Genomic DNA, 17,760 nt, shown 5'->3' with positions numbered 1-17,760 from the left:
GGTGTAAATGTTTTTAACCAACTCTGAATATTTAACAAAAATAAAAAATCTGGCGGATATGTCAAGGGAACTTAATTTAAGCGTTTATATCTGGGGAGAAAAAGGTGTCGGAAAGACAACTCTTGCCAAATATATTTCACCAAATGCAATTATCAATAAAATAAACACAAAATATCCCTGCATTATTGAAAATTTTGATAAAAACCCCATGCTTTATGAAAATATCCCCATATTAATTGCCACAGGAGAAAAGCCTATGGACAAAGCAATATTAAAAAAATATTTTGCTTTTGAAATAGAATTAAAACCGCTAATTGACCGTCCGGAAGATATAGCATTTTTTATGGAATATTTTTTACAAAAAGCAAAAGAAGAACTTAAAATTGATAAAAAAATTAAAATTCAAAATCCTGATATCAGTGAAAATTTAAATTCACTTAAAAAACAGGTTTATAAAGAGCTCCTTAAACCGAACAGGGAAGAAATTTACAAAATTTTAAAAGAATATTTAAAAGAAAAACATTCGACATATGAAGAAGAAATAAACAGATTTGAAAAAATACTTTTTAGCGCTATGAAAGAAAAATATAAATCCAAACTTCAAATTTCTGAAAGATTAAAAATCAACAGAGTCACACTTACAAAAAAAATGAAGGCTTTAAATGTTTAAATTCTGGTGTGAATATGATATAAACCCTTTGATAATATTTGATTACAAATCAAATATTGTTTACTGTAATCAGGAAGCTGAAATATTTCTTTCTTATATAAATAAAAAAGAAGTATTTGAATTTGCGCTGAAAAATGCCCCGAAAGACGGTATAAAAACAGAGTTTAAATTGGTAAAATTCGACAAGTTTGAATTTAACGGCTATTCCATCGGCTTTTATGAAGAAAAACTCGGTATTAGGTTTTTTATAAATACAGATAAAAAAAACATAACACTGAATAATCTTGAAAAAGTAAAATTTTCAATGCTTCTTGAATTTGTAAAAGATTATATGGAATTAAAGAATATTCAAATTACCACTTTTTACGACCCTTCAATTCCTGAAATTTATTTAAACAAAAAAGAGCTGATAAATATCATTTTTGAAATGCTGGAAAACTCTAATAAAGCTAAAATAACCTCAAAAATACTTGTGGGGGAATATATAAAAATAGATGCTAAAAAATATCCTCTGGCCCAAATTGACATAGTTACGCCCCCTTTCAAAAGAATAAAATCAAATTTTTTTGAAATTGAAAATCATGAGGAGGGATATTCCATAAAAATACCGTTAATTAAGGAACTGGATGAAAATAATAATACTTGACACAGAAACAACAGGAAACAGGGAAGAAGATAAAATAATTCAGCTGAGTTTTCTTGTAATGAACAGAAATCTTGAAATAGAAGAAATTCACGACACCCTTGCAAATCCCGGGATACCTATTTCTTTTGAGGCAATGGCTGTTCATCATATTACAAATGAAATGATAGAAGATAAATCCAAACTAAAATTTACAGATGTATATAAAAGATTAAAAGAGCTAAATTCTCCTGAAAATGTAGTTGTTATTCACAATGCCGAATTTGATTTGGAAATGCTTAAAAAAGAAGGGTTTAACCCGTTTTTTCAGGTAATAGACACATTCAGAATTTTAAAACATCTGATAAAAGAGAGTAAATATTCACTTCAATACAACAGATATGCTCTCGGACTTTACAAAAAAGAAAAAGAAATATGCGAAAAATACAATATCAAAATCAATGCTCACGATGCACTGGGGGATGTCGTTGTTTTAGGCTTACTGCTGCAGTATTTAGTAAAAGAATTTGATAAAACAGTTGATGAATTAATAGAGCTTACAAAAAAACCGGTTTTATATGACAAATTTTACCAGGGAAAATATAAATATGAAAATATAAGGGACATATTGATAAAAGACCCTGATTATATAGAATATATGCTGAGTCTTACAGACCTTGATCCGGATGTAAAATATTCCATAGAACACCATTTGGAAAATCTGGATATTGAGCCGGAATACAGATTCGGGGTCGGTAAATATAAAGGTATGTTAATTCAAGATGTGGCCGAGATTGATATTCAATATCTTTCATGGGCATATCATAATATGAAAATGAGCAAGGGAATGAGGAAAAAAATAGGGGAAATACTATCCTCCTAAATATTTTTTCTTAATTTCATCACTTTGAAGTAAATTGTCTGCCTCATCTTCCATAACCAAAAGGCCGTTTTCCATTACATATCCGCGGTTTGCAATTCTAAGTGCGGCACCGGCGTTTTGCTCAACCAGAAGAATTGTCACATCTTCTTCTTTATTTAATCTATGTAATATTTCAAACACATCTTTTACAATAATAGGAGCAAGCCCAAGGCTCGGTTCATCCAACACGAGCATTTTAGGTTCACTCATCAATGCCCTGGCGATTGCAAGCATCTGCTGCTCACCTCCGCTCAGGCTTCCCCCGTAATTATTTCTTTTTTCTTTAAGTCTCGGGAAAAGTCTATACATATCGTCCCTCAGCCTTTCAAAATTCTCATCATTTAAAAAGGCGCCGATTTTTAAATTTTCTTCAACCGTTAAATTGATAAATATTTTCCTGCCCTCGGGTACTAAAGCAAGTCCCCTTTTTACAATCTGATGTGTCGGTATTTTTGAGATATCTCCTTCAACAAATTGAATATTTCCCTCTTTTTTTACCAAATTAAAAACAGCGTTAAGCGTGGATGTTTTTCCTGCCCCGTTTGCACCTATTATAGTAACAATTTCTCCGGCTTTTACATTAAAATCAATTCCTATGACAGCTTCAATTACTCCATATTTTACTTTTAATCCCTTAACTTTTAACATCACTATCCTTTATCATTTTATATACTCACCACCCCGCCGCTTTACAAGCGGCCGGGCAGGCTTTCACCACTCACTATTTTATACTTCAATATTTCCGAGATATGCTTTAACAACCTGCTCATCTTTCATCATATCGGCAGGCTTTCCTTCAAAAATTGTTTTTCCATAATCCAAAACCATTACCCTGTCGGCTATTTTTTGGACAAATTTCATATCATGCTCAATAAAAAGAATTGTTTTTTCTTTAATTTCTCTCAGTTTAAAAACGGTTTCGGCAAGTTCGTCTGTCTCTTTTGGATTCATTCCCGCCGCAGGCTCGTCAAGAAGTAGTAAATCAGGCTCTGTTGCCAGTGCCCTTGCTATCTCTACTTTTCTTTGATTACCGTAACTTAAAGCTTTTGCATTTACATAGGCATATTTTTCAATTCCTAAAAATTCAAGAATCTCCATAGCCAATTCTTTATGAACTTTTTCCTGTTTAAAAAATTTGGGAGATCTGAAAATTGCTTCAAAAAAATTATATTCAATATGATTATGAAAGCCTATTAAAACATTTTCCAAAACATTCATGGAATTAAAAAGTCTTATATTTTGAAAAGTTCTTGCAATTCCTCTTTTAACAATTTCATTTGGTTTTAAGCCTGTTATCTCTTCGTCTTTAAAAAACACCCTGCCGCTTGTAGGGGAAAAAGCACCAGTTATTATATTAAAAAGCGTTGTTTTACCCGCTCCGTTAGGACCGACCAATGCAAAAATTTCTGTCGGTTTTACATGAAAAGTTACATCTTTTATAGCAACGACCCCGCCAAACTGTTTTGTAACTTTATCTACTTTTAACATTTCTTTCCTTTATTTCATTATCATTTTTCACTTTGCTTTTTAGCAATTTGGTACTTGGCTTCTTGGCTACTTATCTACTTAGCTATTCTTATTTATCATTTTCCATTTTCCATTATACATTTATAACTTTCCACTTGACACTCACCACTCACCACTCACCACTCACTATTTAAATACCTCTCCCCCTCTTTTCTCGCCCATTTAACAAACAGCCTTTTGGTATCCAGAAAGCTTTCTTTGTTTTCAAAAATAATTTCTTTCAATATTCTTGACGTACTGACAGCATTGGAAAAGCCTCTCCCGCCCATTCCGTTTACAATATAAAGACCTTTTTTGTAAAAAATTTCTTTTGGGAGAGAACCTTTTACAATATGTTTATCATTTAAAAGAGTTTTATTTACATCTATAATTTTACCAACTACAGGAAAATAATCAATACTTGCGGCCCTCTGAGAGCCTTTAATCGAAACTGTTTCTCCTTCGATTTCCATTATTTCATTTGCTTTTTTTATTAATTCATTAGCTTCTTCCAAATTTTCTTTGCATTCCAGACAGTTTCTTTTATGGGTTGCCCCGATTCTGAATTTTCCATTTACAAAAGCCAAAGAGCAGTTTTTATGATAATAAATATTTAATTTTCCATTATCCATTTTACATTTTCCATTTAATTCTATCCTCTCCCCCCAAACAGGTCTGATTTTTATATAAGGAATATCAATTAAATTTTCATATCCTGTAGAAAGGATAATATTTTTAGTTTTTATTGCATCATTAATCACCCAAACACTGTTTCGAAATTCTATTTTTTTAGCTTCAAACTGCTTAAAGTTTACATTTATTTTTTTCTTAACATCATCAACTTCAACCAGACTGCCTATGTCAAAAAAAAAGCCGTTATCGATTTTTCTGAAGGGAAGTTTTATCTCTTTTTCATAAGTTTTAAATTTTTCTATATCTTTTCTGTCTCTCGGAAGAAGTAAAACACCTTTTGTATGGGTATTAATTCCTTCTTTTTTATAAAATTCGATTGCTTCAATTATTGAATCGTTAATAAATCTTGTATAAGGGCTGTCAATTCCTATTTTAGGGAACAAAAAAGCGCCCGCTGCAGAGCTTGCGCCTTCTAATATTCCTTTTTTATCAATAAGAAGCGTATTATATTCTTTTAATCTGTAGGCACTGAGCACTCCGGCAATTCCGGCTCCTATTACGACAAAATCAAAAACTTTCTTCATATGCCGTTTCTAATACTTTTTTATCGTATCTCTTAAGCAGGGAAAACAGAAAATTTTTAAACTGTTCTTTATCAATATCCACTTTTACATACAAAATCTGGGTTTTTTTATCATACCAGTTTCCTTCATTTACAGCATTTGTTATTACAAAGGCTTTTACTTTATCCAAAATATTTTTTGCAGTGTTTAACCTTCTTAAAAAATCTTTTGTTTTAGTCAAAATTTTTTCGCTTAATGATTTAATCCCGATAGAATAAGCCTCCTGCTGGGACAGTCTTGAAACTTCTTTTGTATGGATTTTCCCCACACTCATAAATGAATTTTCATAACAGACCCAAAAAGGGGCGGGAAGCTTATGAATATAACATTTTGTAAATTCTTTTATTTTTGTAGGCGCATTAGTGACACTGCATCCCAAAAACACTAAAGGCAAAACTAATAATATTTTTTTCATTTCTCTCCTTTATTTAAAATTTCCAAATTAAAAAAAAGTTTTCTTGTTTTAAGTTTTTCCCCTGCAAGATATAAATTTTCGCCTTCTATTACTATTTTTTTGTCACTTTTTTTAATTGTCACTTTTGGCATAGAAAGATTTTGATTAACTATTTTTGCAACCCAGAAAATATTACAAAGCTTTTCTATAAGATCTTTTTGAGGCAATAAAAATTTATATTTTTCTATCTCTTTTTTTTTGATTTTTTTTCTTTTATAAAATCTTATTATTTTTGAGATTAAAAGTCTGTCATTATGGGAAAAACCGTAATGCAGGGAATTTAAGATAATATAATCGGTATGTTTGTGGGCTTCGTAAAAATCTATAAGCTCTCCCGCACGGGAAAGTTTTATGGCAAAGCTTAGATGTGTTTTATATTTTTCGTCTAATTTATATTCATCTTTTAATAAATCAAACAAATCAAGGGCTATTTTTGTTTCGTAAGAAGCTGTTTTTGTATTTATGTTATAAACATCTATTATAGTCCTGACGGATGGATTAAAATTACTTGGGAAAATCAGATTGTCATTTCTGAGTAAATCGCTTAAAAACACCCCTTCTCTCACGCCTACACCGCTTGTTATTATGTTTTTTGCTTTTAAGTATCTTAATACTTCACAAAAAACCAAAAGCCCGGGTCTTATTACATCGAGTCTTTCGGGTTTGATTCCTATTTTTAGCAATTCTTCATCACTTCTTTTGATTAAACTTTCCAAAAATTCAATCTCTTTTATTTCATAGGAAAAACCGTGCAGTATATCAAGGGGATATTCATTTTTTTTCATTATAACCTGGGCAATGGCCCTTGCTGTCCCTCCGATACTGAAAACAGTTTCATCTTTGAAATTTTTATCCAGTTTTTTTAATTCGTTTTTTATATATTCTTTTGCGCCCTTAATATCGCCTTTATCAAAAAAAAGCTCTTTGAGCCTGACAGTGCCAAGCTGTAAAGTTGCCGTTTTTTCCACTCTTGCATTTTTTATTAAAGAAAGTTCACAGCTTCCCCCTCCGATATCCACACTCACCCCGTTTTTTTTATAAAGAAGATTGGCAACCGCAATACCGCCGAAAAATGCCTCTTTTTCCCCGTCAATAACTTTTAAATTTATCCCTATTTTTTTTACTTCGCTCAAAAATTCTGCTTTATTGGGGGCATCCCTGAGTGCTGAAGTTGCAACGGCCAATATCTTGCGTGTTTTTAAAGATTTTGCTATTAAAAGAAATTCCTTTAAGGCGTTAATTGCTCTTTTAATAGCAAAATCCTGTAAATTTCCACCGTTTTCATAAGCGCCTTCACTTATTCTGACTCTGCTTTTTTCTTCCCTTAAGAGATAAAAACCAAAACGGCTTGTTTTTTTAAAAACAGCCATTCTGGCCGAATTGGAACCTATATCAATAACGGCTGTAATTTTGGCCATTATTCCTCTTCAACTTTATGTATTAATTCTGATTTTAATTTAAGTTCTTTTGCACTTTCCACATTATCCGGATCAGGCACAATTGCATCCACTGGACATACCTGCACACACTGAGGCTCTCCTCCATATTCTATACATTCCGTACAAAGGTCCGGATCTATTTCATAAATAGGCTCACCCGCCTCAATTGCACCGTTTGGACATTCATCAACACATGCGTCGCACGCAATGCACTCATCTGTTATTTTCAATGACATATTACTCCTTTGGATAACAAAATTTATAGCCTCTGCGGCGAATGGTCTTTATTGTATCAATTTTAAAAACTTTGTCAACCTTTTGACGAATCTGATTTATTGCAACTTCTATAACATTCGGAGTTACCAGCTCAGGCTCTTCCCAGATTGCATCCAAAAGCTGCTCTTTTGAAATAACCTGGTTGGGATATCTTGCTAAATGCATAAACACTTCAAAAGATTTTCCTTTCAAATATGTTTCTTTGCCTTTATATATTATTTTTTCTTCATCTTTTAAAATAATCAAATCTTTTATTTTAATCTGAGATTCCCTGCCGGCCCTTAAGGCCACATTTATTCTTGTTATAAGCAAATCAAAATTGATTGGTTTTCTTATATAATCATCCGCCCCCATTTTTAAGCACTTAATTTCAGTGTCCATAGACATATCATTGGATAAAATTATTATTTTAATCAGGGGATATAAATTTTTTGCAAAATTTATAAATTTAAACACCTCGCTGAATGTAAAATCGGTATCTAATATCACCATATTATAATGTCTGACATCCAAAAAATATTTGGCATCCTTAATGGTATATGCCGAGTCTGTTTTATATCCGGATTCATTAAGAGCTTTTACAATCAGATGATTAAGCGTTTCATCTTTAAGAGTTACAAGTATCCTCACTTCTTCTCCTTCATTAAAAAAACATATTCAATAAATAAAAAAATTATATCAAAAATTAATATTTTCTTAAAATTTCCACTCCGACTAAAGCATTCTTTAAAATTTCCGGTTTTTTAACTTGTAAAAAAAGTTTTTTTATTTGCGGATATTTCTCTAATAATTTTTTTTCTATATGAACCAAAGCATCCTCAAGCAGTTCAAACTGATGTTTAACAATTGAATTTTGAATTAAATCGCATACATCCGCATAATTAATAAAATTTTCTCTATTTTCATAATCTATTTTGCAGTTAACAACAACCAGCTGTTCTTCGGTTCTTTCCTCTTCCAAAATACCGATAATAGCCTTAAAAGTCAGCTCTTCTATTATTATTGTAAATTGTCCATCGCGGCTGCTTTTCAGGCAGCTAGATAAATTTAATTCGCTTTGCTCATTTTCGCTCATTTTCCCATTCCTCAATTTTTAACTTTTCACCATAGCCGTTTTTCAAACGGCCAGGTGAGTTTAATTCGCTTCACTCATTTGCACTCACTTTTCATGTTACCGTACATTCACCACTCACCACTCACAATTCACAACTCACTACTCACTTTCTAAACCACTCTCTTTTCCTGACCGGTAATAAGCCTGTATATATTTGTTTTATGTTTATAAATTATTATAAAAGCGATTATCCATAAAGGGGAATAGGAACGGATAGATAAATCCGGATACAAAATATAACAACTGAAAATTCCCGCCAATATACCGGTTAAAGAACTAAGAGAAGATATTTTCACTGTTTTCGCCATAATAAACCAGACAATTAACCCCACCAATACAGCTTTTGGAACCAAAACAAGCAAAGCGCCGGCGGTAGTCGCAACCCCTTTACCCCCTTCAAATTTTAAATAAGGGGAAAAACAGTGTCCTATTACGACAATTACGGCTATTGCCCAAAGTGTGGCATCACAAACCCCTGAAAATTTAGCCAGAAGTATTACAAACACACCCTTAAAAGCATCTAAAAACAGCGTCAAACCCGCAAGTTTTTTGGCTTTATTGGGATCAACCTCTTTCAAAACCCTCAAAACATTGGTAGCCCCTATATTTCCACTACCATGCTCTTTTATATTAATACCCGCAAAATATTTTGCTATTAAATACCCAAAAGGGATTCCCCCTATTAAATATGCCGCTAAATACCACAATAAATTATGCATTTTTTTCCTTTTTACTTAAAACTTGGCAACTCATTACTCACTCTCACCACTCACTATTTTTATGCAATTATACTAAAATAAACTTTTTTTGATAAAATAATACAAAAAGGGATTTAATGGTTGAAAAAATTAAAAAATTAAAAGAAAAACACAATATTACTATTGCCGCCCATTTTTATGAAAAAAAAGAAATTTTTGAACTGGCCGATTTAACGGGTGACAGTTTAGCCCTTGCTAAAAAAACAGCCGATATTAAAAACCCACTTGTTTTTTGCGGGGTAAAATTTATGGGGGAAAGTGCAAAAATATTAAACCCCGATATTGATGTATATATGCCAAAACTTGCTGACTGCTCCATGGCAAGAATGGCCGAGGAAGGCCTTGTGGAAAACAATATGAAAATGTTAAAAGAAAACGAAATTGATTTTATTCCCATCACTTATATAAATTCCACGGCAAAAACAAAAGCCATTGTTGCAAGAGAAGGCGGACTAACCTGTACAAGCTCAAACAGTCAAAAAATTATAAAATGGGCATTAAGTAAAAACAAAAAAATTTTCTTTCTGCCGGATAAAAATCTTGGAACAAACACAGCCAAAAAATTAAACAAAACAGCAAAAATAATAGGTGAAAAAAACTGGCAGGAAGCAGATATAATATGTTTTAACGGACACTGCTCCGTTCATCAACTTTTTATGCCCGAACATATTGAATTTTTTAAAGAAAAATATCCCGATATTAAAATAGCAGTTCATCCTGAATGCCAGCCGGAAGTGGTAAAAATGGCCGATTTCGCCGGAAGCACCTCCCAGATTTTAGAATATGTCAAAGCCCATTCCACCGAAAAAATAGCAATAGGTACAGAAGCAAATTTTGTAAACTGGCTTAAAAAAAACATAAATCCGAATATATATATATTAAGTTCTACAAAACCGGAATGTCCGAGCATGAACGAAACCACAATTGAGAGTTTATATAATTTGTTAAAAGCAATTGATGAAGACAGAGGATATAATAAAATTGAAGTCGAAGAAAATATAGCAAAAGATGCAAAAAAAGCACTACAAAGAATGATGGAGCTGTCATGAATTTAATGAAACATCAGATAATCGATTTTTTAAAAAGCTCTCTCAATGAAGATATAGGAAGGGGGGATTTGGCAAGAAGTTTAATTAGTGGAGTTGCAAATGCTTTTGTTAAATCAAAAAGCGAAGGTGTTATTGCCGGACTTGAATATATAAAATATTTTAGTGAAATTGCTGAAATTAAATTTAATTTTTTCTATGAAGACGGAGATTTTTATAAAAACAAGGATATTATTTTTGAAGTTTACGGAAATGCAAAAGATGTGCTCTCAATTGAAAGGACAATGCTGAATATTCTCCAACACGCCAGCGGAATAGCAAGCAATGCCTATGAATTTGCAAAAAAAGCAGATAACAAAGTAAAAATACTCGACACAAGAAAAACAAGACCTAACTTAAGAATTTTTGAAAAATATGCAGCCAGCTGTGGGGGGGTTACAAACCATAGACTTGGACTAGATGAGTGCCTGATGCTAAAAGACACACATTTAGCCCTTTTTTCATCCATTAAAGAAGCAATTGACAAGGCAAAAAACATAATACCTTTTACAACAAAAATAGAAGTCGAATGCGCATCTGTTAAAATGGCAAAAGAAGCGATGGAGGCTAAAGCCGATATTGTAATGTGCGACAATATGAAATATGAGGAAATAAAAGAGGTTGTATTATTCAGAAATAAAAATTTCCCACTTGTTTTAATAGAAGCAAGCGGGAATGTAACGCTTGAAAACATTGATAAATTTATTGAAACGGGAGTCGACGCCATAAGCAGCGGAGCTGTTATTCATCATGCGGTATTTAAAGATTTTTCTATGAAAATAAGATAAGGAGAGAATATTTTAATAGAAGATAAAAATTTTGAATTTGGACATTTTTTGGGAGTTAAAGAACCCGATGAATTTAAAAAATATATAAAAGAAAAATTCAATTATGAATTAAAACCCTGGGATTTTGTAATTACAAACGATAAAATAAGGGATTTGGCATACTGTTATAATCCCAATAAAGGAATCGAAAGAATAGATAACATTCCTGAGACTAGTAAAATAAGAATTAAAAACGCCGGTATAATCGAGCCGAAAGATATTTATCAAAAATGTGCGGCATATGCCATGAAAGAAAGTGATGCTTCTTTAATCACAGGCAGGTTCGGAAGCGGAAAAACTCTGATTGCAACTGCAATGGCTTTAAACCAAAGTAAACGAAAAATATTCATAACCCGCCCTCCTATAGGAATCAGTTCTGCTTATGACATAGGTTTTCTACCAGGAAGCAAAGATGAAAAAATGCTTGAATGGGCAGGGGGATTTTTAAGTGCCTTGAATTATATCTATAAAGATGCAAAAGGCTTAAATTATGATTCCATTAAAACCCAGCTTTTTTTTGAAAAATTTGAAATAATCCCTCTTAACATGATACAGGGAATATCTATTTTGGAGAACGAAATTTTAATAGTGGATGAGGTTCAGCTTATTACAAGAGAATATATGAGTATGATTTTAAGCAGAATGAGCGAAGGAAGCAAACTTTTTTTACTCGGGGACATTTATCAGACATATTCCACTATCTCAAAACAGGACAGCGGCTTATACAGGCTTCAACAATTACTTCCACACGAAGCATTGGCCTGGGTGGAACTTAAAAATATATACAGAAACAAGCTTACAGAATTGGCTATGAAACTTACAGAATAAGTGAAAAGTGTAAAGTTAAAAATGAAAAATTAATCTATTTCTTAAACTTTACACTTTACATTTTTAACTTTTAACTTATTTGTATCTGTAAGTAATTCTTCCCTTATCAAGACTGTACGGGTTAATTTCGACTTTTACTTTATCCCCCGGGACAATTTTTATATAATTCATTCTTATTTTTCCGCTTATATGGCATAAAACTTCTTTTTTTAATCCTTCAAGTTCAACTTTAAACATTGCGTTAGGAAGTGCTTCTTTAACTATACCGTCGACTTCTAAAACATCTTTTCCCATCAATTCTCCTCCGTTAATATTATTGCTTTGTTATCAACTATTGCAACCTGATGTTCATAATGAACCCCTACTTCCATATCTTCACAGTATACATCCCATCCGTTTTCTCCTAAAACCGGCTCTCCGGCTTTATGACAAAGCATCGGTTCAAGACAGAACACATGTCCGTTTTTTACTTTTTCACCCTGATTCGGTTTACCTTCCACATAATTTAGTATCTGCGGCTCTTCATGAGGTTTTCTGCCTATTCCGTGACCGCTGTAACCTTTTAAGGGAACATATCCGTGAGATGTTATATAATCTTCTATAAGTTTACTTATCTGTTTATATCTCATACCCGGTTTTATATTTTCAATTGCATGATAAAGTGCACCTTTTGCCGCATCTATCATTCTTTGGTATTCTTCTTTTATTTTTCCTATTCCCACTGTTATTGCGGCATCTCCGTACCATCCGTTAAGTTCGGCCCCAACATCAAAACCAACCACATCACCTTCTTTTAAAGGTTCATTATCCGGTATTCCGTGAATTACAACACCGTTTTTGGAAATACATACGGCATTTGGAAAATCATATAAACCTTTAAAAGCAGGTCTTGCGTTTTTGCTTCTGATAAAATCTTCCGCCATTTTATCAAGTTCGAGAGGGGTAACTCCTGGTTTTGCATTTTCCCTTAAAAGTTTTAAAGTCTGCCCTACAATTTTAGCAGGTTTTTTAATCTCTTCTATTTCTTTTGGTTTTTTAATAATAACTGCCATATCTCCTCTTTTAAATGTTAAATGTTGAATGTTGAATGTTAAATAAATAATGTTGAATGTTGAACTAATTTATAATCCAACATCCAACATCTAAAATTCATAATTTCCATATAATTAAAGTCCTGTAACTGAAAGAGTGTCATATTTTTGCATAGTAAGCTGGGCCTGTATTTTTCTCATAGTGTCTATTGCCACCTGAACAACAATCAATACGGCTGTCCCTCCAAAATAGAAATTGACACCCATTAATTTTACAAGAAGCCAAGGCAGTATGGTAATAGCACCTAAATACATTGAACCCCAGAACGTTAGTTTATTAGCAACACTGTTTAAAAATTTAGCCGTACTCTCACCCGGTCTGATACCAGGAATAAAGCCGCCCTGTTTTTTAAGGTTTTCTGCTATATCTTTTGCATTAAACACAATTGACGCATAAAAATATGCAAAAAATATAACCAATAAAAATTCAATAACATGAAACAGATATCCGTTTGGATTTAATGAATCCCTGATTGATACCAAAATAGGATTATTAACCCCGCTCAAAACGGTTAAAGGAAACATTAAAATCGCACTCGCAAAGATAGGAGGAATAACACCACTTAAATTTACTTTAATAGGTATATAATTCATAACCCTTTTAAATCTGTTTTGCATCAACACTTTTTTCTGATAAGAAATAGGAACCCTTCTTTCCCCAAGTTCAACATATATAATAAAAGCCACAGTGGCCACTACTATTATTAGAACAAAAATAAGTCCTATTACGCTAAGTTCTCCGACATCTACCAAATTAAGTGTTCCCATTATCGCTGAAGGAATTCTGCTTACAATTCCGGCAAAAATTATTAAACTTATACCGTTTCCGATACCTTTATCGGTAATCTGCTCACCAATCCACACTAAAAACATAGTACCGCCGAGCATGGAAAATGCAGTTAACAATACAAAAGAGCTCATATCTATCATAACAGCGCTTTCTCCGCCTCTACCGGTTAAATGAGAAAGTCCTATTGCAATACCGATTGCCTGAATAAATGCAATTGCAACGGTTGAATATTTTATAATTTTCATATATTTTTGAAAACCTGTACTGTCTTTTTTAAGTTCTCCCAAACTAGGAAAAGTTGCTGCAAGAAGTTCCATAATAATTGAAGCGGTAATATACGGCATTACACCAAGGGCAATAATACTCATTCTGCTGACAGCGTTACCGCTGAACATATTAAGCAGCCCCAATGCGTCATGCTGGTGGCCTGCAAAAAAATCTTTTACTACATCCAAATTTACCCCTGGAACCGGCACATATGCCAAAATTCTGTAAACAAGAAGGAAGCCAAGGGTTATAAGTATTTTTTTAGCTATAGGATTCATACCCTTACTTTCCAGAAGTAGTAATATTACTATCTTTTATTTTATCTTTAAGTTCTTTTGCTTTTGTGCCTATCAATTTTACTTTTTCAGCTCTTATTTTTACAACTTTGGCCAAGCTCTCCATTGTAATTTCGTCTAATTCCAAAACAGCGCTGAATTTATCTACATTAATAGCCTGAGGCTTTACAACTCTACTTTTAAAGCCTATTTTTGGCAATCTTCTTTGAATCGGCTGTTGACCGCCTTCAAAACCTCTTTTTTGATTATAACCTGTTCTAGATTTTTGACCTTTTTGTCCTCTTGTCGATGTTTTTCCGTATCCGCTGGCAGGTCCGCGTCCAACTCTTTTTGTTTTATGTGTTGACCCGCATGCAGGTTTTAAGTTTTCTAATGCCATCTTTACGCCTTTTTACTTTTAATCTCTTTAAGAGCTTCAAGAGTAGCCCTTACAAGATTGTGAGCATTGTTTGATCCAAGTGATTTAGAAAGAATATCTTTAATTCCCACTAATTCAAGCACAGGTCTTACAGCACCACCGGCAATCAGTCCTGTACCTTCACTTGCAGGTTTTAATAAAATTTTTGATGAATTGAATTTTACTTCCACTTCATGATTAATGGTATTGCCGTGAATACCTTCAATTTTTACCAAGTTTTTGAAAGCATCTTCAATTGCTTTTTTAATAGCATCAGGAACTTCCTTGGCTTTACCGTTTCCGACCCCTACAATTCCTTTTTTATTTCCAACGACTACCAAAGCGTTAAATCTGAATCTTCTACCGCCTTTAACAACTTTAGTAATTCTTCCAACGTTAACAACTACTTCTTCAAATTCTTCTTTATTATAATCTTTAATTACTTCTTTTAATTTAGCCATTTGCCGCCTTTATACTTTTATTCCATTTTCTCTTAGAGTATCTGCAAATGCTGCAACTACACCATGATATTTATATCCGTTTCTATCAAAAGCAACTTTGTCGATTCCGGCATCTTTTAAATTTTGGGCAAAAATTTTTGCCGCTTCTTTAGCTCCGTTAATATTAGCCGGAAGTTTGTTTTCCAAATGTGCTGTATTTAAAAATACAAGAGTTTTGCCTTCAGCATCATTAATAGCCTGAACTATTATATATTTGTTTGATCTGAAAAAAGTGACTCTTGGCAATTCAGCAGTTCCGCTTATTCTACCTCTGACTCTTCTTTTTCTTTTAAGTCTTCTTAAATCTCTTCTTGCTAATTCTTTACTTCTTCTCATCTCTCACCCTTATTTTTTAGCTGTCTTACCAGCTTTTCTGATAATAACTTCATCAACATATTTAACACCTTTACCTTTATACGGTTCAGGTTTTCTGAAGCTTCTAATTTCAGCTGCTACTTGACCGACTTCTTGTTTATCTGTGCCTTTTACAGTAATTAAATTTTTTTCAACCGTAATTGTGATTCCGGCAGGAATTTCATAATTAATAGGGTGTGAATATCCAAGTTGTAATTCTAAAATATTACCTTTAACTGCAGCTCTGTATCCAACTCCGTTAATTTCAAGTTTTTTTTCAAACCCTTTGGTTAATCCTACAACGGCATTATTAGCTAATGCTCTTACTGTTCCCCACATTGCTTTAGCAAATTTGTCATTTTCGCTAGCAGGTTCAACTGTTATAGTATCACCGTCAATATTAACTTTTACAACACCTTTTGTGTCTATAACTTTTTCATCTTGGCCTTTTTTAATAATTAATTTATTCCCTTCAAGCTTAGCTTCAAGGCCAGAAGCTAACTTTACGGGCAATTTACCTATTCTACTCATAAATTTTCTCCTTACCAGATACTACAGATTACTTCGCCGCCCACTTTTAATTTGTAGGCTTCATCATTTGCTAAAACACCTTTATTGGTAGAAACAACAAGTGTTCCGAATCCGTTTTTAAATCTTTTAATGTCTTCATAACCTTTATACACCCTTCTTCCGGGTTTGGATATTTTTTTAAGTTCATTAATAACGGAATTACCATTTTCATCATATTTAAGTGTAACATTTATAAATTTTTTATTACCGTCTTCCACTACTTTAAAACTTTCTATATAGCCTTTTTCCTGAAAAACTTTTAAAACATCTTCCATAAGGCGCGAATAGTTAAGCTTTGTAACTTCCATGCCCCTCATGGCGGCATTTCTGATTCTTGTTAATCCGTCTGCAATAATATCACTCATCATCTTGGCATCCTTTTACCAACTAGCTTTTTTAACACCAGGGAGTAACCCCTCATTTGCCATTTTTCTAAGACAAATTCTGCAAATTCCGAAATCTTTGTAAACTGAATGTACTCTACCGCAAATTGAGCATCTTGTATATGCCCTGACTTTGAATTTTGGTTTTCTTTTAGCTTTAGCTATCATACTTTTTTTAGCCATTTGCTTTTCCTTTTGTAAATGGGAATCCGATAAGTTCAAGCATTCTAAGTGCAAGTTTATCATCTTCTGTTGTTGTTGAAATATTAATATTCATACCGTGTACTTTTATAATACTATCATAATTTACCTCTGTGAATACTAATTGTTCGTTAAGTCCAAAGTTAAAGTTTCCTCTTCCGTCAAACCCGTCTCTTTTTACACCTTTAAAGTCTCTAACTCTTGGAAGTGCAACAGAGATTAGTTTTTGAAGAAAACTCCACATCATTTCACCTCTAAGTGTAACCTTAACACCAACAGGCATACCTTCTCTTACCTTAAATCCCGCTACTGATTTTTTAGCAGGGGTAATTACAGCTTTTTGTCCGGTAATTATTGTAAGCGTATCCGCTACGCTTTCAAGAAATTTTTTATCTTTGGCACCTTCGCCTACACCGGCACTAACCACTATTTTTTCAATATTAGGTATAAGCATTGGATTCTTGATATCAAACTCTTCAACCAATTTTGGTCTAACTTCTTTTAAATATTTTTCTTGTACTTCAAACATCTCTTAGCCTTCTACTTTTTTTACGTTTGAAATGTGAATAGGTTTTTCAATATATTCAAACCCGCCTTTTGGGTTTTGCTCAGTCGGCTTAACAGCCTTTTTAACAATATTCACACCTTTAACTATTACTTTAGCCTCTTTTGGAATAACTTTTAAAACTTCACCCGTTTTACCTCTGTCATCTCCGGCGATTACTTTTACGCTGTCGCCTTTTTTAATTTTAAATTTAGGAGGTAAGTTTTTTCTAGCAGCCATTATAGCACCTCCGGAGCAAGTGATGTAATTTTTTGGAAACCTTCATATCTGACTTCCCTGGCAATAGGACCGAAAATTCTTGTACCAACCGGCTCTTTTTTATCATCTATAACAACAGCAGCGTTATCGTCAAATCTGATTAATGAGCCGTTTTCTCTTTGAACTTCTTTATTAGTTCTTACAATTACTGCTTTTACAACCTGACCTTTTTTAACTTTTCCGTTCGGAATGGCTTTTTTTACAGAAGCTATGATAATATCGCCTACTGAGGCATATCTTCTTTTTGAGCCGCCCAAAACCTTGATACACATAATTTCTTTAGCACCGCTGTTATCGGCAACTTTTAGTCTTGTAAATGGTTGAATCATTC

The 17,760-nt window shown here is 33.0% G+C and carries 27 protein-coding genes; 6 read left to right on the top strand and 21 right to left on the bottom strand.

The annotated features are described in order from the left end of the window. The first annotated feature begins 7 nt into the window (after positions 1 to 7). Genes DZ68_RS0105090 through DZ68_RS0105080 form a run of 3 tightly spaced genes read left to right on the top strand, consistent with a single transcriptional unit; the run spans position 8 to position 2,175 of the window. A complete protein-coding gene (locus tag DZ68_RS0105090; protein ID WP_024790857.1) occupies positions 8 to 670 on the top strand; it encodes a Fis family transcriptional regulator in 663 nt (220 codons plus the stop codon). Further along, positions 663 to 1,316: a hypothetical protein gene (locus DZ68_RS0105085; RefSeq protein ID WP_024790856.1), complete on the top strand. Its 654-nt coding sequence runs from the start codon at positions 663 to 665 to the stop codon at positions 1,314 to 1,316. The genes DZ68_RS0105090 and DZ68_RS0105085 overlap by 8 nt, the downstream gene beginning before the upstream one ends. Further along, the gene (locus tag DZ68_RS0105080; protein ID WP_024790855.1) at positions 1,297 to 2,175 is read left to right on the top strand and encodes a 3'-5' exonuclease; all 879 of its coding nucleotides are present in this window, start codon (positions 1,297 to 1,299) and stop codon (positions 2,173 to 2,175) included. Before DZ68_RS0105085 ends, DZ68_RS0105080 begins: the two co-directional genes overlap by 20 nt. On the opposite strand, the gene DZ68_RS0105075 is transcribed toward DZ68_RS0105080, so the two are convergent. From DZ68_RS0105075 to plsY, 9 genes are all read right to left on the bottom strand, one after another. Beyond that, the gene (locus DZ68_RS0105075; RefSeq protein ID WP_024790854.1) at positions 2,164 to 2,862 is read right to left on the bottom strand and encodes an ABC transporter ATP-binding protein; all 699 of its coding nucleotides are present in this window, start codon (positions 2,860 to 2,862) and stop codon (positions 2,164 to 2,166) included. The two genes, DZ68_RS0105080 and DZ68_RS0105075, sit on opposite strands and share 12 nt — an antisense overlap. A gap of 78 nt (positions 2,863 to 2,940) precedes the next feature. Beyond that, positions 2,941 to 3,702 carry an ABC transporter ATP-binding protein gene (locus DZ68_RS0105070; protein ID WP_024789716.1) on the bottom strand — a complete coding sequence of 254 codons (762 nt, stop codon included), beginning with the start codon at positions 3,700 to 3,702 and terminating at the stop codon, positions 2,941 to 2,943. 155 nt (positions 3,703 to 3,857) lie between these two features. Then, the gene (locus DZ68_RS0105065) at positions 3,858 to 4,937 is read right to left on the bottom strand and encodes an FAD-binding oxidoreductase (RefSeq protein WP_024790853.1); all 1,080 of its coding nucleotides are present in this window, start codon (positions 4,935 to 4,937) and stop codon (positions 3,858 to 3,860) included. Beyond that, positions 4,921 to 5,391, bottom strand: coding sequence for a hypothetical protein (locus DZ68_RS0105060; RefSeq protein ID WP_024790852.1), 471 nt, complete (start codon positions 5,389 to 5,391; stop codon positions 4,921 to 4,923). Before DZ68_RS0105060 ends, DZ68_RS0105065 begins: the two co-directional genes overlap by 17 nt. Further along, the gene (locus DZ68_RS0105055) at positions 5,388 to 6,848 is read right to left on the bottom strand and encodes a Ppx/GppA phosphatase family protein (protein ID WP_024790851.1); all 1,461 of its coding nucleotides are present in this window, start codon (positions 6,846 to 6,848) and stop codon (positions 5,388 to 5,390) included. The genes DZ68_RS0105060 and DZ68_RS0105055 overlap by 4 nt, the downstream gene beginning before the upstream one ends. Then, positions 6,848 to 7,105, bottom strand: coding sequence for a YfhL family 4Fe-4S dicluster ferredoxin (locus DZ68_RS0105050; protein WP_024787559.1), 258 nt, complete (start codon positions 7,103 to 7,105; stop codon positions 6,848 to 6,850). The genes DZ68_RS0105055 and DZ68_RS0105050 overlap by 1 nt, the downstream gene beginning before the upstream one ends. A 1-nt stretch (position 7,106) precedes the next feature. Then, complete coding sequence (gene hsrA / locus DZ68_RS0105045; protein WP_024790850.1) at positions 7,107 to 7,775, bottom strand: homeostatic response regulator transcription factor HsrA; 669 nt, start codon at positions 7,773 to 7,775, stop codon at positions 7,107 to 7,109. Between the two features lie 55 nt (positions 7,776 to 7,830). Further along, positions 7,831 to 8,220 (bottom strand): dihydroneopterin aldolase, encoded by a 390-nt coding sequence (locus tag DZ68_RS0105040; RefSeq protein ID WP_024790849.1) that lies wholly within the window; start codon positions 8,218 to 8,220, stop codon positions 7,831 to 7,833. A 149-nt stretch (positions 8,221 to 8,369) separates the two neighbouring features. Beyond that, entirely contained in the window at positions 8,370 to 8,978 is a 609-nt protein-coding gene (gene plsY, locus DZ68_RS0105035; protein WP_024790848.1) for a glycerol-3-phosphate 1-O-acyltransferase PlsY, read from the bottom strand. 116 nt (positions 8,979 to 9,094) lie between these two features. Between plsY and nadA the strand changes: the two genes are divergently transcribed. From nadA to DZ68_RS0105020, 3 genes are read left to right on the top strand one after another with little or no spacing between them, the layout of a single operon-like run. Continuing rightward, positions 9,095 to 10,066, top strand: coding sequence for a quinolinate synthase NadA (nadA, locus tag DZ68_RS0105030; RefSeq protein ID WP_024790847.1), 972 nt, complete (start codon positions 9,095 to 9,097; stop codon positions 10,064 to 10,066). A 5-nt stretch (positions 10,067 to 10,071) separates the two neighbouring features. Continuing rightward, entirely contained in the window at positions 10,072 to 10,890 is an 819-nt protein-coding gene (gene nadC, locus DZ68_RS0105025; RefSeq protein WP_035907396.1) for a carboxylating nicotinate-nucleotide diphosphorylase, read from the top strand. 48 nt (positions 10,891 to 10,938) lie between these two features. Next, positions 10,939 to 11,757: a PhoH family protein gene (locus tag DZ68_RS0105020; RefSeq protein WP_024789709.1), complete on the top strand. Its 819-nt coding sequence runs from the start codon at positions 10,939 to 10,941 to the stop codon at positions 11,755 to 11,757. Between the two features lie 75 nt (positions 11,758 to 11,832). On the opposite strand, the gene infA is transcribed toward DZ68_RS0105020, so the two are convergent. The 12 genes from infA to rplN form a co-directional block, all read right to left on the bottom strand. Next, positions 11,833 to 12,051: a translation initiation factor IF-1 gene (gene infA / locus DZ68_RS0105015; RefSeq protein WP_024787552.1), complete on the bottom strand. Its 219-nt coding sequence runs from the start codon at positions 12,049 to 12,051 to the stop codon at positions 11,833 to 11,835. Beyond that, on the bottom strand, positions 12,051 to 12,809 hold the full coding sequence (map, locus tag DZ68_RS0105010) for a type I methionyl aminopeptidase (RefSeq protein ID WP_024790846.1): 759 nt from the start codon (positions 12,807 to 12,809) through the stop codon (positions 12,051 to 12,053). The genes infA and map overlap by 1 nt, the downstream gene beginning before the upstream one ends. Positions 12,810 to 12,923: 114 nt before the next feature. Further along, positions 12,924 to 14,183 carry a preprotein translocase subunit SecY gene (gene secY, locus DZ68_RS0105005; protein WP_024787550.1) on the bottom strand — a complete coding sequence of 420 codons (1,260 nt, stop codon included), beginning with the start codon at positions 14,181 to 14,183 and terminating at the stop codon, positions 12,924 to 12,926. Between the two features lie 4 nt (positions 14,184 to 14,187). Further along, entirely contained in the window at positions 14,188 to 14,580 is a 393-nt protein-coding gene (gene rplO / locus DZ68_RS0105000; protein ID WP_024787549.1) for a 50S ribosomal protein L15, read from the bottom strand. Positions 14,581 to 14,582: 2 nt separating this feature from the next. Continuing rightward, the gene (gene rpsE, locus DZ68_RS0104995; RefSeq protein WP_024787548.1) at positions 14,583 to 15,059 is read right to left on the bottom strand and encodes a 30S ribosomal protein S5; all 477 of its coding nucleotides are present in this window, start codon (positions 15,057 to 15,059) and stop codon (positions 14,583 to 14,585) included. A gap of 9 nt (positions 15,060 to 15,068) precedes the next feature. Next, positions 15,069 to 15,434, bottom strand: a complete 366-nt coding sequence (gene rplR, locus DZ68_RS0104990; protein ID WP_024790845.1) for a 50S ribosomal protein L18 — start codon at positions 15,432 to 15,434, stop codon at positions 15,069 to 15,071. A 9-nt stretch (positions 15,435 to 15,443) separates the two neighbouring features. Further along, the gene (gene rplF, locus DZ68_RS0104985) at positions 15,444 to 15,983 is read right to left on the bottom strand and encodes a 50S ribosomal protein L6 (RefSeq protein WP_024790844.1); all 540 of its coding nucleotides are present in this window, start codon (positions 15,981 to 15,983) and stop codon (positions 15,444 to 15,446) included. 11 nt (positions 15,984 to 15,994) lie between these two features. Next, on the bottom strand, positions 15,995 to 16,390 hold the full coding sequence (rpsH, locus tag DZ68_RS0104980) for a 30S ribosomal protein S8 (protein ID WP_024787545.1): 396 nt from the start codon (positions 16,388 to 16,390) through the stop codon (positions 15,995 to 15,997). Positions 16,391 to 16,402: 12 nt separating this feature from the next. After that, positions 16,403 to 16,588, bottom strand: coding sequence for a type Z 30S ribosomal protein S14 (locus tag DZ68_RS0104975; protein ID WP_024787544.1), 186 nt, complete (start codon positions 16,586 to 16,588; stop codon positions 16,403 to 16,405). Continuing rightward, entirely contained in the window at positions 16,581 to 17,135 is a 555-nt protein-coding gene (rplE, locus tag DZ68_RS0104970) for a 50S ribosomal protein L5 (RefSeq protein ID WP_024787543.1), read from the bottom strand. The genes DZ68_RS0104975 and rplE overlap by 8 nt, the downstream gene beginning before the upstream one ends. Positions 17,136 to 17,138: 3 nt before the next feature. Further along, complete coding sequence (gene rplX, locus DZ68_RS0104965) at positions 17,139 to 17,390, bottom strand: 50S ribosomal protein L24 (RefSeq protein ID WP_024787542.1); 252 nt, start codon at positions 17,388 to 17,390, stop codon at positions 17,139 to 17,141. After that, positions 17,390 to 17,758, bottom strand: a complete 369-nt coding sequence (gene rplN, locus DZ68_RS0104960; protein ID WP_024789700.1) for a 50S ribosomal protein L14 — start codon at positions 17,756 to 17,758, stop codon at positions 17,390 to 17,392. Before rplN ends, rplX begins: the two co-directional genes overlap by 1 nt. Positions 17,759 to 17,760 lie beyond the last annotated feature (2 nt).

The sequence above is a fragment of the Lebetimonas sp. JS085 genome (assembly GCF_000523295.1).
Taxonomy (GTDB): domain Bacteria; phylum Campylobacterota; class Campylobacteria; order Campylobacterales; family Nautiliaceae; genus Lebetimonas.
This window is presented reverse-complemented; position numbering and strand designations above follow the sequence as displayed.

Coding starts and splice junctions, on each gene's coding strand:
- rplO (WP_024787549.1), bottom strand. CDS start 14,580: ATGGCATTAGAAAACTTAAAACCTGCATGCGGGTCAACACATAAAACA.
- DZ68_RS0105075 (WP_024790854.1), bottom strand. CDS start 2,862: ATGTTAAAAGTTAAGGGATTAAAAGTAAAATATGGAGTAATTGAAGCT.
- DZ68_RS0105060 (WP_024790852.1), bottom strand. CDS start 5,391: ATGAAAAAAATATTATTAGTTTTGCCTTTAGTGTTTTTGGGATGCAGT.
- DZ68_RS0105050 (WP_024787559.1), bottom strand. CDS start 7,105: ATGTCATTGAAAATAACAGATGAGTGCATTGCGTGCGACGCATGTGTT.
- DZ68_RS0105090 (WP_024790857.1), top strand. CDS start 8: ATGTTTTTAACCAACTCTGAATATTTAACAAAAATAAAAAATCTGGCG.
- rpsE (WP_024787548.1), bottom strand. CDS start 15,059: ATGGCTAAATTAAAAGAAGTAATTAAAGATTATAATAAAGAAGAATTT.
- DZ68_RS0105040 (WP_024790849.1), bottom strand. CDS start 8,220: ATGAGCGAAAATGAGCAAAGCGAATTAAATTTATCTAGCTGCCTGAAA.
- nadC (WP_035907396.1), top strand. CDS start 10,072: ATGAAACATCAGATAATCGATTTTTTAAAAAGCTCTCTCAATGAAGAT.
- rplF (WP_024790844.1), bottom strand. CDS start 15,983: ATGAGTAGAATAGGTAAATTGCCCGTAAAGTTAGCTTCTGGCCTTGAA.
- DZ68_RS0105055 (WP_024790851.1), bottom strand. CDS start 6,848: ATGGCCAAAATTACAGCCGTTATTGATATAGGTTCCAATTCGGCCAGA.
- rplR (WP_024790845.1), bottom strand. CDS start 15,434: ATGAGAAGAAGTAAAGAATTAGCAAGAAGAGATTTAAGAAGACTTAAA.
- rpsH (WP_024787545.1), bottom strand. CDS start 16,390: ATGATGAGTGATATTATTGCAGACGGATTAACAAGAATCAGAAATGCC.
- DZ68_RS0105085 (WP_024790856.1), top strand. CDS start 663: ATGTTTAAATTCTGGTGTGAATATGATATAAACCCTTTGATAATATTT.
- rplN (WP_024789700.1), bottom strand. CDS start 17,758: ATGATTCAACCATTTACAAGACTAAAAGTTGCCGATAACAGCGGTGCT.
- rplX (WP_024787542.1), bottom strand. CDS start 17,390: ATGGCTGCTAGAAAAAACTTACCTCCTAAATTTAAAATTAAAAAAGGC.
- DZ68_RS0105065 (WP_024790853.1), bottom strand. CDS start 4,937: ATGAAGAAAGTTTTTGATTTTGTCGTAATAGGAGCCGGAATTGCCGGA.
- plsY (WP_024790848.1), bottom strand. CDS start 8,978: ATGCATAATTTATTGTGGTATTTAGCGGCATATTTAATAGGGGGAATC.
- infA (WP_024787552.1), bottom strand. CDS start 12,051: ATGGGAAAAGATGTTTTAGAAGTCGACGGTATAGTTAAAGAAGCACTT.
- nadA (WP_024790847.1), top strand. CDS start 9,095: ATGGTTGAAAAAATTAAAAAATTAAAAGAAAAACACAATATTACTATT.
- secY (WP_024787550.1), bottom strand. CDS start 14,183: ATGAATCCTATAGCTAAAAAAATACTTATAACCCTTGGCTTCCTTCTT.
- rplE (WP_024787543.1), bottom strand. CDS start 17,135: ATGTTTGAAGTACAAGAAAAATATTTAAAAGAAGTTAGACCAAAATTG.
- DZ68_RS0105080 (WP_024790855.1), top strand. CDS start 1,297: ATGAAAATAATAATACTTGACACAGAAACAACAGGAAACAGGGAAGAA.
- DZ68_RS0104975 (WP_024787544.1), bottom strand. CDS start 16,588: ATGGCTAAAAAAAGTATGATAGCTAAAGCTAAAAGAAAACCAAAATTC.
- DZ68_RS0105070 (WP_024789716.1), bottom strand. CDS start 3,702: ATGTTAAAAGTAGATAAAGTTACAAAACAGTTTGGCGGGGTCGTTGCT.
- map (WP_024790846.1), bottom strand. CDS start 12,809: ATGGCAGTTATTATTAAAAAACCAAAAGAAATAGAAGAGATTAAAAAA.